Annotated in this window: 13 protein-coding genes and 1 pseudogene; 9 read left to right on the top strand and 5 right to left on the bottom strand. The window is 67.5% G+C overall.

Translation table 11 applies throughout. From position 1 onward, the window contains the following. The first annotated feature begins 8 nt into the window (after window positions 1–8). The 3 genes and pseudogenes from AC1RQK_RS01940 (at window position 9) to AC1RQK_RS01930 (ending at window position 1896) form a co-directional block, all read left to right on the top strand. The gene (locus tag AC1RQK_RS01940) at window positions 9–815 is read left to right on the top strand and encodes an oxidoreductase (RefSeq protein ID WP_492807357.1); all 807 of its coding nucleotides are present in this window, start codon (window positions 9–11) and stop codon (window positions 813–815) included. After that, window positions 781–1170, top strand: a pseudogene (locus tag AC1RQK_RS01935) (MFS transporter); the annotation flags it as partial. The gene AC1RQK_RS01940 and the pseudogene AC1RQK_RS01935, both read left to right, overlap by 35 nt. A 201-nt stretch (window positions 1171–1371) precedes the next feature. Further along, complete coding sequence (locus AC1RQK_RS01930; RefSeq protein ID WP_492807355.1) at window positions 1372–1896, top strand: nucleoside deaminase; 525 nt, start codon at window positions 1372–1374, stop codon at window positions 1894–1896. Between the two features lie 25 nt (window positions 1897–1921). Here AC1RQK_RS01930 and AC1RQK_RS01925 read toward each other — a convergent pair whose 3' ends face one another. Genes AC1RQK_RS01925 through AC1RQK_RS01910 form a run of 4 tightly spaced genes read right to left on the bottom strand, consistent with a single transcriptional unit; the run spans window position 1922 to window position 7259 of the window. Next, window positions 1922–2995: an Ldh family oxidoreductase gene (locus AC1RQK_RS01925; protein WP_492807353.1), complete on the bottom strand. Its 1074-nt coding sequence runs from the start codon at window positions 2993–2995 to the stop codon at window positions 1922–1924. A 42-nt stretch (window positions 2996–3037) separates the two neighbouring features. Then, window positions 3038–4030, bottom strand: coding sequence for a Bug family tripartite tricarboxylate transporter substrate binding protein (locus AC1RQK_RS01920; RefSeq protein ID WP_492807351.1), 993 nt, complete (start codon window positions 4028–4030; stop codon window positions 3038–3040). A 55-nt stretch (window positions 4031–4085) separates the two neighbouring features. Further along, window positions 4086–5510 carry an FAD-binding oxidoreductase gene (locus tag AC1RQK_RS01915; RefSeq protein WP_492807349.1) on the bottom strand — a complete coding sequence of 475 codons (1425 nt, stop codon included), beginning with the start codon at window positions 5508–5510 and terminating at the stop codon, window positions 4086–4088. Window positions 5511–5555: 45 nt separating this feature from the next. Next, the gene (locus tag AC1RQK_RS01910; RefSeq protein WP_492807348.1) at window positions 5556–7259 is read right to left on the bottom strand and encodes a thiamine pyrophosphate-binding protein; all 1704 of its coding nucleotides are present in this window, start codon (window positions 7257–7259) and stop codon (window positions 5556–5558) included. A 280-nt stretch (window positions 7260–7539) separates the two neighbouring features. Between AC1RQK_RS01910 and AC1RQK_RS01905 the strand changes: the two genes are divergently transcribed. From AC1RQK_RS01905 to AC1RQK_RS01880, 6 genes are all read left to right on the top strand, one after another. Further along, window positions 7540–8631: a Bug family tripartite tricarboxylate transporter substrate binding protein gene (locus AC1RQK_RS01905; RefSeq protein WP_492807347.1), complete on the top strand. Its 1092-nt coding sequence runs from the start codon at window positions 7540–7542 to the stop codon at window positions 8629–8631. Window positions 8632–8754: 123 nt separating this feature from the next. After that, entirely contained in the window at window positions 8755–9849 is a 1095-nt protein-coding gene (locus AC1RQK_RS01900) for a malate/lactate/ureidoglycolate dehydrogenase (RefSeq protein WP_492807345.1), read from the top strand. A 44-nt stretch (window positions 9850–9893) separates the two neighbouring features. Further along, window positions 9894–10268 carry a 5-carboxymethyl-2-hydroxymuconate Delta-isomerase gene (locus AC1RQK_RS01895; protein WP_043355096.1) on the top strand — a complete coding sequence of 125 codons (375 nt, stop codon included), beginning with the start codon at window positions 9894–9896 and terminating at the stop codon, window positions 10266–10268. 143 nt (window positions 10269–10411) lie between these two features. Further along, a complete protein-coding gene (garL, locus tag AC1RQK_RS01890) occupies window positions 10412–11203 on the top strand; it encodes a 2-dehydro-3-deoxyglucarate aldolase (RefSeq protein WP_492807343.1) in 792 nt (263 codons plus the stop codon). An 8-nt stretch (window positions 11204–11211) separates the two neighbouring features. Continuing rightward, on the top strand, window positions 11212–12138 hold the full coding sequence (locus tag AC1RQK_RS01885; RefSeq protein WP_492374258.1) for a LysR family transcriptional regulator: 927 nt from the start codon (window positions 11212–11214) through the stop codon (window positions 12136–12138). 92 nt (window positions 12139–12230) lie between these two features. After that, on the top strand, window positions 12231–12752 hold the full coding sequence (locus AC1RQK_RS01880; RefSeq protein WP_492807341.1) for an OsmC family protein: 522 nt from the start codon (window positions 12231–12233) through the stop codon (window positions 12750–12752). 15 nt (window positions 12753–12767) lie between these two features. Here the strand turns inward: AC1RQK_RS01880 and AC1RQK_RS01875 are convergent, their stop codons facing one another. Beyond that, the gene (locus AC1RQK_RS01875) at window positions 12768–14150 is read right to left on the bottom strand and encodes an FAD-binding oxidoreductase (RefSeq protein WP_492374260.1); all 1383 of its coding nucleotides are present in this window, start codon (window positions 14148–14150) and stop codon (window positions 12768–12770) included. Between the last annotated feature and the right edge of the window lie 199 nt (window positions 14151–14349).

The following is a 14349-nucleotide window of genomic DNA, read 5'->3' as shown; positions in this document are numbered from 1 at the left end:
AAACTGCCATGTCTAGTTCCAAAGTTGTCGTCATTACAGGCGTGTCCTCGGGCATCGGCCGTGCCACCGCCGCGAAGTTTGCGCTGCGGGGCTGCCGGGTATTCGGCACCGTGCGCAACGTCGCAAAAGCGCAGCCGCTACCGGGCGTTGAGCTGGTCGAGATGGATATCCGCGATGAAGCCTCTGTTCAACGGGGTATCCAGGCCATCATCGCGCAGGCCGAGCGCATCGACGTGCTGGTCAACAGTGCCGGCGTGACGCTGCTCGGAGCGACCGAAGAAACCTCGATCGCCGAAGGGCAGGCGCTGTTTGACACCAACGTATTTGGCATCTTGCGCACCACACGAGCCGTATTGCCACACATGCGCGAGCAAGGTTCGGGAAGAATTGTCAACATCAGCTCGGTGCTCGGGTTCCTGCCAGCGCCGTACATGGGTCTCTATTCGGCGTCCAAACACGCCGTGGAGGGGATGTCCGAGACGTTGGACCACGAGGTGCGCAAGTTCGGCATCCGTGTGGTGCTTGTCGAGCCCTCATTTACCAAGACCAGCCTGGATATCAACGCTCCGCACGCGGCTTCCAAGGTATCTGCCTACGACAACGAGCGCAGCGTCGTTTCGCAGGCGATTCAAGAAAGTGTACAAAAAGCACCGGATCCCGATGGCGTCGCGAGCACGGTCGTCGATGCCGCCTTTGGTACGTGGAAAATGCGCCGCACACCCAAAGGCGAGGCCTCCCTCCTGAGCAAGCTGCGCCGTTTCATGCCGGCAGGCCCGGTCGATGCAAATCTGCGGAAAACGTTCGGGCTTTCCTGAGGCGCTTTATCCCAATCAGATCCGACGCACACATCATCTGAAGAGCCTCATGACAAATCCAGATAGCTCAGCAACCGCCGCCTTCAGTGCCTTACGTGCAGGGCTTCCTCAAGCCACTGCGGCAAATCTCTCCTGGGTGCTCAATGCCTACACCGTTGCCTACGCTGCAACGCTCATTCCGTCTGGCGGGTTGGCAGATAAGCATGGGCACAAGAAGGTGTTTCTGGCCGGCGTAGGGCTATTTCTGGCGGCGTCGGTTGCGTGTGGTTTGGCTGTCAACGTAGGGTGGCTCGTTGCAGCACGCGTGCTTCAAGCCATCGGCGCTGCGTTGCTGACGCCCGCATCGCTCTCGATCGATTTCCTATTTAAATCCGCCGCTTTGCGGAGGTTCTGCGGATTCTTTGCGAATCCCGGCCGACCGTCGCTAGGCACCCGCGTCTTGCCGCCATGATGGCGGCGGCCGTGGTCAGGCCCTGCGGCTTGCATGTCATGATTCGCACCAGACCACCACGCCGTCGCGCCGCCACGCGCTTCACGAACCCACCGGGACCAGACCATGACCACATTGATTGCCGCCGACACTACCGCTGCTGCCACGGGGCTGAGCCAACAGGACCTGCGCCTGCTGCGCGAGGCCATCCGCCTGTCGGAGGCGTCCCGCGCCCGCGGGCGCCATCCCTTTGCGGCGCTGGTGGCGGACGCCGACGGCAATATCATCGCCAGCGCCGGCAACAACTCGATGCCGCCCGAGGGCGACCCCACCCAGCATGCCGAACTGGTCGCCGCGGCCGAAGCCGCCCGCAAGCTGTCGCCGCAGGCACTCGCCAGCGCCACGCTCTACACCAGCGCGGAGCCCTGCTGCATGTGTGCCGGCGCGATCTACTGGTGCAACATCGGGCGGGTCGTGTACGCGCTGTCCGAGCACCGGTTGCTGACGCTGACGGGCGCGCACCCCGAGAACCCCACCTTCTCGCTGCCCTGCCGGGAGGTGTTCGCGCGCGGGCAGCACAGCGTCGCCGTGCTGGGCCCCGCGCTGGAGGACGAGGCGGCGCAGGCGCACGCGGGCTTCTGGCAGGACTGATCGCGCTTCGGCGCCGGGGTGCGCCTCAAGCCAGCGGCGCCGGCGCCGCCATGCCGAACTTGTCCAGCCAGGGCTGGATCTGCGGCAGGATGGCGGGATTCAGCGCCACGCCATCGCGCAGCTGGCGCGCCTTGCGTTCCAGCGCACCCTGCCCCGGCAGGCGCACGCGATCCACGCCCGGGCGCGGCGGATTTTCCATGCAGGCCCGCGCGATCCAGCCCATTTGCCCGGCAAAGGCTTCTTCACCGGCAAAGGCAGACGGGTCCAGTATCTGCAGGAACACGGTATTGCCCCAGCGCTTGCCCGGATCGTCGCGGCCATGGCCGGACAGGCCGGCGGTCAGCGCTTCCACCATCAGCGACAGCGCATAGCCCTTATGGCCGGCATCGAGCCCGCCCAGCGGCAGGATCGAGCCCGCGTGCGGCGCAAACATGACGGCGGGGTCGTCGCTGGCGTTGCCGTTCTCATCGATCAGCCACTGGTGCGGCAGGCGCTTGCCTTCCTTGTACAGCCGCGTGGTCAGGCCGACCGTGGTGACCGAGGTGGAGACATCGATCAGCACCGGGCCGTCGGGCGTGGGAAAGCCCGCCGCCACAGGACTGGGCGAGAACACGGGGCGGGTGCCGCCGAACGGCGCCACGGTCATGGCGGCCGGCGCCGAGGAGTACAGCAGCATGACGAAGCCTTCCCGCGTGGCGCGCTCCAGGTAGGCGGCCAGGCACGCAATATGGTGCGCGCGGCGGATGGTGACCGTGCCGGTGCCGTAGTCGCGCGCCCGCGCCATCGCGCTTTGCATGGCGCGCAGCGTCAGCCACGGCCCCGGCAGGCGCTTGCCGTCCCAGGTGGCCACGGCGGCGCGGTTGGCCAGCACCTCGTAGTCCTCCTTGACCGCCATGCTGCCGCTTTCGATCTCAGCCAGGTAGGTGGGCAGCAATTGCAGGCCGTGCGTATCGTGGCCCATCAGGTCGCCTTCGACCAGGATGTCCGCCACGTCGGCGGCCCGGTCGGCGGGCATGCCCGCGCGCTCGAACATGGCCTGCGCCATGCTGCGCAGCGCGGCGGCGTCATGGCGCACGGTGGCTGGGGGTTGGCTTTGCATAGGGGCTCCGTCAGGTCGGGCGCGACCGGCGCGCCCAGGGTTTTACTCGTTGACCGATACGCCGGCCGCCTTGACCACCTTTTCCCAGCGCGCCTTCTCGGCCAGCGCGAAGACCTGGAATTCTGCGGCGGGCTTGGGGTCCGGCTCGGCGCCGGCATGGACCAGCTGCTCGCGGAACTCGGGCCTGCGCATGGCCGCCATCACCGCATCGCTCACCTTCGACACGATCTCGCGCGGCGTGCCAGCCGGGGCAAACAGGCCGAACCACGAGCCGGTCACAAAGCCTGGCAGGCCGGCTTCTTCCATCGTCGGCACATCAGGCAGCGCGCTCATGCGCTGGGTGCCGGTCACGGCAAGCGCTTTGAGCTTGCCGGACTTGACGAAGGGCAGCGAGGTCGGCGCGTTGTCGAACATGATCTGCACCTGCCCGCCCATCAGGTCGGTCACCGCCAGCGCGCTGCCCTTGTATGGCACATGCACCATCTGGGTTCCGGTCATGACCTTGTACAGCTCGCCCGACAGGTGGATCGAGCTGCCCGCACCCGACGAGGCAAAGGTGGCCTTGCCGTTTTCGCTCTTCACGAACTGCGTGAGTTCCTTGACGTTCTTTGCCGGCACGGCGGGATTGACCACCAGGATATTCGGCACCGAGGCGACCATGGCCACGGCAGTGAAATCCTTGGCCGTATCGTAGGGCATCTTGCGATAGAAGCTGGCATTGATCGCATTGGTGCCAACCGTGCCCATCAGGAAGGTGTAGCCGTCCGGCGCCGACTTGGCAACGATGTCGGCGCCGATGTTGCCCGAGGCGCCGGGGCGGTTTTCCACCACCACCGGCTGGCCCAGCGCCTTTTGCATGTCGCGCCCGATCAGCCGGGCCACGATATCCGTATTGCCGCCAGCGGCAAACGGCACCACCACGCGGATCGGCCTGGACGGATAGGTGTCCGCCTGCACGGGCAACGCCACGCACGCGGCGGTGGCGGCCAGGGCGGCCAGCAGCGTGCGGCGCAACGGCTTGTAGCTTTGATGCATGGGTGTCTCCTCTCAGGATCTTGTTGTGATGCTTGGCGCGTGGCGTGCAGTGCGCTCAGTGCGATGCGCCCGGCAGCAGCCGGCCCGGGTTCATCAGCCCGTGCGGGTCCAGCGCGTGCTTGATCTTTTGCATCAGCATCATTTCCACGGCGGATTTGTAGTGCGCGTTCTTGTCGACCTTGAGCTGGCCGATGCCATGTTCGGCCGAGATCGAGCCACGCACACGGTGCACGGCCTCGTACACCAGCGCGCTGATGGCCGCGCCGTTGGCCCGCACAAAGTCCGCTTGCGACACGCCGTACGGCGCGCTGACGTTGTAATGCAGGTTGCCGTCGCCCAGATGGCCAAAAGCCAGTACGCGAGCGCCGGGATTGGCGGCCACGATGGCGGCGCTGGTGTGCGCAATGAACGCGCCGATCGCGGAGATCGGCACCGAGATGTCGTGCTTGAGGTTGTCGCCCTCCAGCGACTGGGCCTGCGGCAGGTGATGGCGGATCCGCCACAGCCCATCGGACTGCGCCAGCGAGGCCGCGATGGCAGCGTCCGCCACGATGCCAGCCTCGAAGGCCTCTTCCATCAGCTCCCCGAAGGCCTGCGTGGCGTGCGCCTCGCTATGCGGGTCGCTGCTCTCCAGCAGCACATACCAGGGATGCTCCTGCCCGAAGGGCGCGCGGCAGTCCGGGAAATGTCGCGCCACCAGTGCCACGCACACGCCGCTCATCAACTCGAACGCCGTCAGCGTGGCGGCTAGCCGGCGCTGGGCCAGTTCCAGCAGGCGCAGTGCCGCATGCGGATCGCTCACCGCGGCCAGCGCCGTCATGCGCGCCGCCGGACGCGGGAACAACTTGAGGGTGGCGGCAGTGATCACGCCCAACGTGCCCTCCGCGCCGATAAAGAGCTGCTTGAGGTCGTAGCCGGTGTTGTCCTTGCGCAGGCCGCGCAGGCCGTCCCAGATCTCGCCGTCGGGCGTTACCACTTCCAGCCCCAGGCACAGCTCGCGTGTATTGCCGTAGCGCAGCACCTGCACCCCGCCCGCGTTGCTGGCGAGATTGCCGCCGATGGTGCAACTGCCCTCCGCGCCGAGCGACAGCGGGTACAAGCGCCCCGCTTCCTGCGCCGCCTGCTGCACGGCGGCCAGGATGCAGCCCGCCTCCGCGGTGAGCGTGTTGTTGATCGGATCGATCTCGCGGATGCGGTTCAACCGCGCCGTGGACAGCACCAGCGCGCGGCCGCGGTCGTCCGGGATGGCGCCACCCACCATGCCCGTATTGCCACCCTGCGGCACCAGCGGCACTTGGCGCGCCGCGCACCAGCGCACGATGGCCGCCACGTCGGCCGTGCTATCGGGCTGCGCCACGGCCAGGGCGCGGCCGGTCCAGCTGCGGCGCCAGTCGGTGAGAAACGGCGCAGTGTCATCGGCGGCGCTCAGCAAGCGGCCGGCAAACTGGCTGCGCAAGTCGGCCAGCGTGGCATCGGTCATGGGATGTCTCCTGTCTTGTATTTTGTTTTTTGCTTTCTTCTTCTTTCAGTCCGCGATCCGCATCGCCGGGGTGATCTGGCGCGGGTCCGTGACCAGCTCCAGCACGGCGGGCTTGCCCGCGGCCTGCGCGCGCGCAAAGGCCGCGGCGAAATCTTCCGTCTGCGTCACGCGCTCCGCCCAGGCCCCGCACGACTGCGCCATCGCCACAAAATCCGGGCTCGGGATGTCCGTGCCGCTGACGCGCCCGGGATAGCGCTTCTCCTGGTGCATGCGGATGGTGCCGTACATGCCGTTGTTGACCACCACCACGATCAGGTTGGCGCCGTACTGCGCGGCCGTGGCCACTTCCTGCGGGTACATCAGGAAGCAGCCGTCGCCGGCGAAGCACACCACGGTGCGCTGCGGGTCGCGCAGCTTGGCGGCGATCGCCGCGGGCAGGCCGTAGCCCATGGCACCGCAGGTGGGGGCCAGTTCGGTGCGCGGCTGGCGATAGGCGTAGTAGCGATGCAGCCAGACCGTGTAGTTGCCGGCGCCGTTGGTCAGCACAGCGTCGTCGGGCAAGACCCGGTCCAGGTGCGCGACCACCGCGCCCATGTCCACGCCGGTGAGCTGCGGGTGCGGCTTGGCCGGGGCCACGAAGACGCCATGCGCGGCGCGCGCGGCGCTGGTCCAGTCGCCCCAGCGCACCGCCGCCGGCGGCGTGAGCGCGGCCAGCATGGCGGCGCCGGGCTCGATGCCCGCATGGATGGCCAGCTCGGGCTGGTAGACGCGGCCCAGCTCGGCACTGTCGGCGTGCAGGTGGAACAGGCGCTGGCGCGGCTGCGGGGCCTCCAGCAAGGTGTAGCCGTCGGTCGCGATATCGCCCAGCCGCGTGCCGAAGGCCAGGATCACGTCGGCCGTGCGCACGCGCTCGGCCAACGCCGGGTTGACGCCCAGACTGAGGTGCCCAACGTAGTGCGGATCGCGATTATCGAATACGTCCTGGCGGCGGAACGCACAGGCCACCGGCAGGTTCCAGCGCTGCACGAAGGCCGCAAAATCGGCCGCCGCCTGCGCGCTCCAGTTGGCGCCGCCGGCAATCACCAGCGGGCGCTCGGCCCCCGCCAGCGCGGCAGCGAGCGCATCGGCATCGACCGCGCGCGGTGCCGCCGCCACCGGGCGATAGCGGCCAGTATCGGCCACCTCGCACAGGCCGTCCAGCACGTCTTCGGGCAGGGAAATCACCACCGGGCCGGGCCGGCCCGAGGTGGCGCAGTGGAACGCGCGTGCCACCAGCTCAGGGATACGAGCCGGATCCTCGATCTCCACCACCCACTTGGCGATGGAGCCGAACATGGCGCCGTAGTCGACCTCCTGGAAGGCCTCCCGGCCCTTGTGGCCGCGAGCGATCTGCCCAACGAAGAGCAGCATCGGCGTGGAATCCTGCGCTGCGATATGCACGCCGATGCTGGCGTGCGTGGCGCCCGGGCCGCGCGTGACGAAGCAGATGCCCGGGCGGCCCGTGAGCTTGCCGTCGGCCTCTGCCATGTTGGCCGCGGCGCCTTCGTGCTTGCAGACGATCAGGTCAATGGCGGGCTGGTTGTGCAGCGCGTCGAGGACATCCAGGAAGCTCTCACCCGGCACGCAGAAGATACGCTCCGCGCCGTGGATGCGCAGCGCGTCCACTAGGATCCGGCCGCCGGAGCGCGCCGCCGGATTGGCGGAGGAGGAAGTGGAAGGCACGGTAGCTGCAACGGATTGGCTGGTCATGGCAGAAAGGAAATGGTGCAGTGCAATCGGGCCGGAGCCGGGATGAGAGCAATCCGGAACCTCCGGGAATGTAGCGATTGTTACGTCGCGAACGCTTCGGGCGCCTGGCTTCAGGCGCATTTCTGTTATGCGTAAAACGCAAGGCTACTACCACGGCACGCGTGTAGCCTGTTGCCAGGCGATCCCACCCTGCCACATGCGCCGCTTGCCAGAGCATAGCGGCCACGTCACGCAGCGCAAAGGACGATGGCCCAGACAAAAATACAATGGAGACCAAGACATGCTTCTGCAGCTTCTGCACCTGCGGCCCCTTCGGGCCAGCCAGCCGGCCCATCAGTCCCATCCCGTTTTGCAGCCCATTTTGCAGCCCATTTTCCGCGCCGTTTCCCCATCTCGCCGCGCCTTTGGCCTGCTCGCCTGCGCCCTGGCCGCCGTTGGCGCGCTGCCGGCCCATGCGCAGGACACCTGGCCGGCCAAGCCGGTCAACTACGTGGTGCCCTTTGCCGCGGGCGGCACCACCGACGTGCTCGGCCGCCTGATTGGCCAGCGCCTGTCGCAGATGATCGGCCAGCCGGTGGTGGTGGAGAACCGCGCCGGCGCGGGCGGCAATATCGGCTCCGACTATGTGGCCAAGGCCGCGCCGGACGGTTACACCCTGGTCGGCGGCACCATCAGCTCGCACTCGATCAATGTGAGCCTGTATCCGAAGATGCCTTACGACCCGATCAAGAACTTCCAGCCCGTGGCCCTGATCGGCACCCTGCCCAACCTGCTGGTGGTCAACGCCAACAGCCCGTGGAAGACCGTGCAGGACGTGATCGCCGCCGCCAAGGCCAAGCCCGGCGCCGTCTCCTTCGGCTCGGCCGGCAACGGCACCTCGCAGCACCTGGCCGGCGAACTGTTCTCCAGCATGGCGGGCGTCAAGCTGCTCCACGTGCCGTTCAAGGGCAGCAGCCCCGCCGTGCAAGCCCTGCTGGGCAACCAGGTTGATGTCTTGTTCGAGAACAGCGTGGCCGCCATGCCGATGATTCAGTCCGGCAAGTTCCGCGCGCTGGCCACCACGGCCGCCAAGCGCGCTCGCGAACTGCCGGACGTGCCGACCGTGGCCGAAGCCGGCGGCGCGAAACTGCAAGGCTACGAGATCGTTTCCTGGCAAGCCGTGTTTGCCCCCGCTGGCACGCCTGCACCCATCGTCAACCGCCTTGCCGCGGACATCGGCAAGATCATCCAGGAGCCCGACATGCGCGCCCGGCTGGCCTCGCTCGGGATCGAGCCGTCCGGCGCCGGCCCGGCCGAACTGGGCGCGTTCCAGAAGAGCGAAGTGGCCAAGTGGGCGCAGCTGATCAAGAGCGCCAACATCCGGCCGGAATGACGCCAGTGCATGGCTCGCATGGCTTGCCGGGTACCCAAGCCGGGCCCGGCGGCTTATCATGGGGGCCGCCATGTTCGACCGATTTCCCCACCGATCTCCCCTTCTCTTTCGAACCCCAAGCTCATGAGTGAACACCGCATCCCGACTCCCGCCCTCCATCAATGGGTGGTCGATCTCTGGCTCGCCGCCGGCTCCGATGCCCGCGAGGCCCGCCTGACCGCCGACCACCTCGTCGGCGCCAACCTGTCTGGCCACGACTCGCACGGGGTCGGCATGATCCCGAAGTACGTGATGTCCTGGCAAGGCGAGCAGCTTCAACTGAACCAGCGCGTGAGCGTGGTGCACGAGGCTGGCGGCATCCTCAGCCTGGATGGCAATCGCGGCATGGGCCAGGCGGTGACCGAGGAAGCCATGGGCCTGGCCATCGAGCGCGCGCGCGAGCACGGCGTATGCGTGCTGGGGCTGCGCGCCTCGCACCACCTGGGCCGGGTTGGGCACTGGGCCGAGCAGGCTACCGCTGCCGGCATGATCTCCATCCACTTCGTCAATGTCCTATCCAAGCCGATCGTGGCCCCGCATGGCGGCTATGAGGCGCGCTATGGCACCAACCCGTTCACCATCGGCGTGCCGGTGGCCGGCGGCGAACCGCTGGTGATGGATTTCGCCACCAGCGCGATCGCGCTGGGCAAGGTGCGCGTGGCCAACAACAAGGGTGTGACGGTGCCCCCGGGCTGCCTGCTCGACACCGAAGGCCACCCTACCGACGACCCGGCCGTGATGTTCCCGCCCCCTGGCCAGGCGCAGGGCGCGCTGCGCCCCTTCGGCGAGCACAAGGGCTACGTGCTGGCGGTGATGTGCGAACTTCTGGGCGCGGCGGTCACCGGTGGCCACACCATCCGCCCGGAGACCCTGACCCACGAGCACGCGGTCTGGAACAACATGCTGGCCATCGTGTTCGACCCCGAGCGCCTGGGCAGCAGCACCACCTTTGGCCATGAAGTGCAGGCCTTCGTCGACTGGCTGCGCTCGTCGCACCTGCAGCCCGGCACCGATGCCATCCTGCTGCCCGGCGAGCCGGAACGTGCCTGGCGCCGCGCCCGCGCCGAATTCATGCCGGTGGACAGCGGCACGCTGGCCCAGCTTGACGACGCCGCGGCGCGCGTGCAGGCAGCGCGCGGCAAGTCGCCCGGCCCGCTGTCGCGGCTGGCGGTGGACTGATCCCCCGCCCCGGCGACTCACCGAAACCTTCAGGCCTAGCGACCATGCCCCACCTCATCATTGAAATTACCGAAAACACCCGCCTCACCTGCTCGCAGGAAGAACTGCTGGACGAGGCCAATGCCGCGCTGCTGGCCTCCGGCCAGTTCGGCGAGCCGGACATCAAGTCGCGCTGCATCACGCTGACCTCCTACCGCCAGGGCACCGAGGCGCGCGAGCGCGCTTTCGTCCATGCGCGCCTGCACATCCTGGACGGCCGCGACCTGGCCGTGCGCCAGGCACTGAGCCAGGCGATCTGCGAGGTCATTGCCGACGCGGTGCGCCCGGCCAACGCGGAAGACAGCGTGCAGGTCAGCGTGGAGGTGGTGGAGATGGAACGCGCCAGTTTCACCAAGCAGATCGTCAGCGGTTCGCACTGACCCGCCAGCCCAGCAAGCCATCTGGCATCAGCGCTGGCCCCGCAGCCGGTCAAAGGCTGAATGCGGGGCCACACCGCCCTGGCAGACCGGGGTCACCGGCTGACCCATTCGCCTTCCAGACTGAAAACAGGAACACCATCGTCATGTCCTCCCTCCCGAATTCAACCTTGCCCTCGCCCCTGCCCAACCGCTTTCGTGCCGACGTGCTGGCGCACAAGCGCGTGATCGGGTGCTGGTGCTCGCTGGGCAACGCCACCACCACCGAGATCCTCGGCCTGGCCGGCTTCGACTGGCTGCTGCTCGACGCAGAGCATTCGCCCAACGACGTGCTGACCTTCATCCCGCAACTGATGGCGCTGCAAGGCAGCCTGAGCGCGCCGGTAGTGCGCCCGCCCGCCAACGATCCGGTGTTGATCAAGCGCCTGCTGGACATCGGCTTCTACAATTTCCTGATTCCCTTTGTGGAGAGCGCGGAGCAGGCCGGGCGCGCGGTGAGCGCCACCCGCTACCCGCCAGCGGGCATGCGTGGCGTGTCGTCGGTCCAGCGCAGCAACCGCTATGGCACGGTGCCGGAGTACTTCAGCCAGATCAATGACAATATCTGCGTGCTGGTGCAGATCGAAAGCCGCAAAGGCGTGGACGCGGCCGACGAGATCTGCGCGGTCGATGGGGTCGACGGCATCTTTATCGGCCCGAACGACCTCGCGGCCGCCTACGGCCACCTCGGCAACCCCAACCATCCCGAAGTGCAGGCGCAGGTGGCGCGCATCTTCGCGGCCGCCAGGCGCGCCGGCAAGGCCGTGGGCACGCTGACACCGGTAGAAGCCGACGCGCGCCGCTACCTGGACATGGGCGCGAGCTTCGTGGCGGTGGGCGTGGACCAGAGTCTCTTCCGTACCGCGACGCAGGCGCTGCGCGATCGTTTCGCCAGCTAAGCGCTGCGATGAACTCCGAGGATCTGGCCTGCTTCGTCTGCGTCGCCAACACGCAGAGCATCTCGCGCGCCGCGCTCGAAATGGGCGCGGACCAGTCCACCGTAAGCCGGCAGATCGCCCGGCTGGAAGCCGCGCTGGACACCCGCCTGTTTCACCGCAGCGGGCGCGGCGTGGTGCTGACCGAAGCCGGCCAGACGTTGATTGTCTATGCGCGGCAGGTAGCGGCCACGCTCGCCGAAGCCCGCGAAGCCATCCGCGCTTCGTCGGCGCAAGGCCCTGCGCAACTGGTGATCGCGGCGCAGCCCACCATCGCCAACACCGCATTCGCCAGCATCGGCACCGCGCTCAAGCAACGCTTCCCGGCGACCAAAGTGCGCTTCGTCGAAGGACTGGCCAGCCCCGTGCTCGCCTGGCTGGCGGCTGGCGAGATCGACGTAGCCCTGCTCTACCTGCCCGAGCAGCAAGGGGCGCTGAAGGTCGACATCCTGCTGGAAGAAGACCTGACCCTGGTCACGCCGACATCCTGGAGCCACCTCGGCCCGACCTTTCCCGTGCGCCGCCTTGGCGAAGTGCCGCTGATCCTGCCCAGCACCGGACACGGCCTGCGCGTGCTGGCCGAATCGCTCGCTGCTCGCGCGGGCACCACCCTGCAACTGGCGCTGGAATGCGACGCGTCCAATACCGTATCGATGCGCCTGGTGGAAGACGGCTGCGGCGCCACCCTGCTGCCGTTTGCCGCGGTCGCGGATCGCGTAGCGCAAGGCCGGCTGCATTCCGCCCGGCTGGTGGATCCGGTCGTGACGCGGCAGGTGGCGCTTGCCACCGCGCGTAATCGCACACCGGTGCCGGAATTGTGGGACATCATGCAAACGGTGCGGCAGTCTGTGCGCAATATCGTGATGTCGGGGGCGTGGCCGGGGGCGCGGTTGATTTGACACCTCAGATGCTGGCTGCCTGTTGCCGCCTTGAAGGTTTTGCAACCGCCGCCTAGGCTCGATGCCTGAAGCCAACGCTTGGGAGAACGCCCGTGCACGCCGACCAACTCCGCACCCTCCAGGCCCCGCTCAAGGAAAAGTACCGAGAACACCCCGAGGCTGCCTTGATCACCTTGCGTGCATCGAGCCGCCTGGGCGAGGGGGTTACCTGCCACGTCGAAACCGGCAAGGCCATGGTCCAAGCCGGCCTGCATCCTGCCACCGGCGGCACCGGCCTGAGCGCCTGCTCCGGCGACATGCTGCTGGAGGCCTTGGCCGCCTGCGCTGGCGTCACGCTGAATGCGGTGGCTACCGCGCTGGGCATCGTGCTGCGCGATGCGCGCGTGCTGGTGGAAGGCGACCTCGATGTTCGCGGCACGCTTGGCGTGAGCAAGGACGCCGCCGTGGGCTTGCGCGCGATCCGGATGCGGTTTGAACTGGATACCGATGCGCAGGCCGAGCAGCTCGAATCGCTGCTGCGGCTGACCGAGCGCTATTGCGTGGTGTATCAGACACTCGCCCGCGGTACGAAGATCGACGTAACCCATGCCGCCGGCACGGGGCCGGCGGCATAGCCTGCCGGGAAGCGCTCAGGGCTTGATGTTCTGGTTGTGGCGGAACAGGTTGTTGGGGTCGTACCGACGCTTGACCTCGACCAGCCGGGCATGGTTCGGCCCGTACGCGGCACCGACGCGATCGCCCTCTTCCTGCGTCAGGAAATTCACGTATACGGAGCCAAGCGCGTACGGTGCGGCGGCCTGGAACACCTCGCGCGACCAGGCGATGCAGGCGGCGTCGTCAGCCGGCTCGGTCCAGCGTCCGTGCACGTTCATCACGTAGTTGGCATCGCGATTGGGGTAAGCCATGGCGTCTGCCGCGACCCGGTTGGTCTGGCCGCCCATGGCGCCGATGAAGATCTCGGTGTGCGGCGAGGGCAGCTTGTTGACGTAATCCACCAGCAACGTGAGCAGGCCATCATCCAGCCCGGCGAAGTTGTGCGATTTCCAGTAGTTGCGCGCCCCCGGCGTGAGCAGAGGATCGAACGCCTGCTGCCACGCAGCAAACGGCATGGGTCCGACATGCTCGCCATAGGGCGTGCCGAGATGGCGCAATGGCTCAACCAGTTGCGGCCCGTTGGCTGGCGGCCCGATGTAGCAGATAGCCAGCGCCACGATGGGCTTGCCATGGGTCTGCGGCGGCAGGAACGGCAGCGGCGGCGCGAGCCGCATCACGGCCCACACGGTCAGCTCGTCGGGCATGCCGTCTAGGCGGTCGCGCAGGGCTTGCAACACGGCCACGCCCTGCTCCAGTGGATAGACGATCAGGCCACCATAGATCTCCGGGCCGACTGGCCGCAGGGCGAACTCGAACATGGTGACCACGCCGAAATTGCCGCCGCCGCCGCGAATGGCCCAGAACAGGTCGGGATGCTCAGTGGCGCTGGCGTGCACCAGCTTGCCATCGGCTGTCACCACCTGGGCGCTGACCAGGTTGTCCACGGTGGTGCCGTACTTGCGGCTGATCCAGCCAAAGCCGCCGCCCAGGGTGAGTCCGGCTACGCCGGTGGTGGAGTTGATGCCAAGCGGCGTGGCAAGGCCGAAGGCCTGCGCCTCGTGGTCGAAATCGCCCAGCGTGGCCCCGGGCTCGACATAGGCGCGCAGCGCGGTGGGGTCGATCCGCACCGATTTCATGCCCGACAGGTCCAGCGTGATGCCGTCATCGCAAAGCGCCAGGCCGCCGATGTTGTGGCCGCCGGCGCGTACTGACAGCGGCACGCCGTTGTCCCGCGCGAACGCGACCGTATCGATGACATCGGCCGCGCCGGCGCTTTTGACGATCAGCGCGGGACGGCGGTCGATCATGGCGTTCCAGACTTGCCTCGCCTGCTCATAGCCCGGCTCGCCAGGTTGCAGCACCTGGCCTCTCAGTTTCGACTTCAACCCATTGACCAGCTCACTCGACAAATCGGCCATGATGCACCTCGCGACGGAATCCCGGATAGGGGTTCGGCCGCGGCACTGGCCGCGCGCCACGAAGCAAGGCTTGATCCGTGCTTCATCCGTCTCCGGCGTCATGTCGGGGAGAGGATGGCATGGCGAACTGAAGGGGGGAAGGCAGCAGGCGTGGTAGCCAGGAGAAGGGCCGAATCCTTCCTCATTTAAGGTTGGCCCC

The sequence above is a fragment of the Cupriavidus sp. GW822-FHT02D05 genome, assembly GCF_058802485.1.
Note: the sequence above shows the minus strand (reverse complement) of the source record. Positions and strands in the feature narration are given on the sequence as shown.

Excerpts from the sequence above, each read along its gene's own strand:
- AC1RQK_RS01925 (WP_492807353.1), bottom strand. The coding sequence starts at position 2,995 with ATGCAAAGCCAACCCCCAGCCACCGTGCGCCATGACGCCGCCGCGCTG.
- AC1RQK_RS01930 (WP_492807355.1), top strand. The coding sequence starts at position 1,372 with ATGACCACATTGATTGCCGCCGACACTACCGCTGCTGCCACGGGGCTG.
- AC1RQK_RS01875 (WP_492374260.1), bottom strand. The coding sequence starts at position 14,150 with ATGGCCGATTTGTCGAGTGAGCTGGTCAATGGGTTGAAGTCGAAACTG.
- AC1RQK_RS01895 (WP_043355096.1), top strand. The coding sequence starts at position 9,894 with ATGCCCCACCTCATCATTGAAATTACCGAAAACACCCGCCTCACCTGC.
- AC1RQK_RS01885 (WP_492374258.1), top strand. The coding sequence starts at position 11,212 with ATGAACTCCGAGGATCTGGCCTGCTTCGTCTGCGTCGCCAACACGCAG.
- AC1RQK_RS01910 (WP_492807348.1), bottom strand. The coding sequence starts at position 7,259 with ATGACCAGCCAATCCGTTGCAGCTACCGTGCCTTCCACTTCCTCCTCC.
- AC1RQK_RS01915 (WP_492807349.1), bottom strand. The coding sequence starts at position 5,510 with ATGACCGATGCCACGCTGGCCGACTTGCGCAGCCAGTTTGCCGGCCGC.
- AC1RQK_RS01905 (WP_492807347.1), top strand. The coding sequence starts at position 7,540 with ATGCTTCTGCAGCTTCTGCACCTGCGGCCCCTTCGGGCCAGCCAGCCG.
- AC1RQK_RS01940 (WP_492807357.1), top strand. The coding sequence starts at position 9 with ATGTCTAGTTCCAAAGTTGTCGTCATTACAGGCGTGTCCTCGGGCATC.
- AC1RQK_RS01900 (WP_492807345.1), top strand. The coding sequence starts at position 8,755 with ATGAGTGAACACCGCATCCCGACTCCCGCCCTCCATCAATGGGTGGTC.
- garL (WP_492807343.1), top strand. The coding sequence starts at position 10,412 with ATGTCCTCCCTCCCGAATTCAACCTTGCCCTCGCCCCTGCCCAACCGC.
- AC1RQK_RS01920 (WP_492807351.1), bottom strand. The coding sequence starts at position 4,030 with ATGCATCAAAGCTACAAGCCGTTGCGCCGCACGCTGCTGGCCGCCCTG.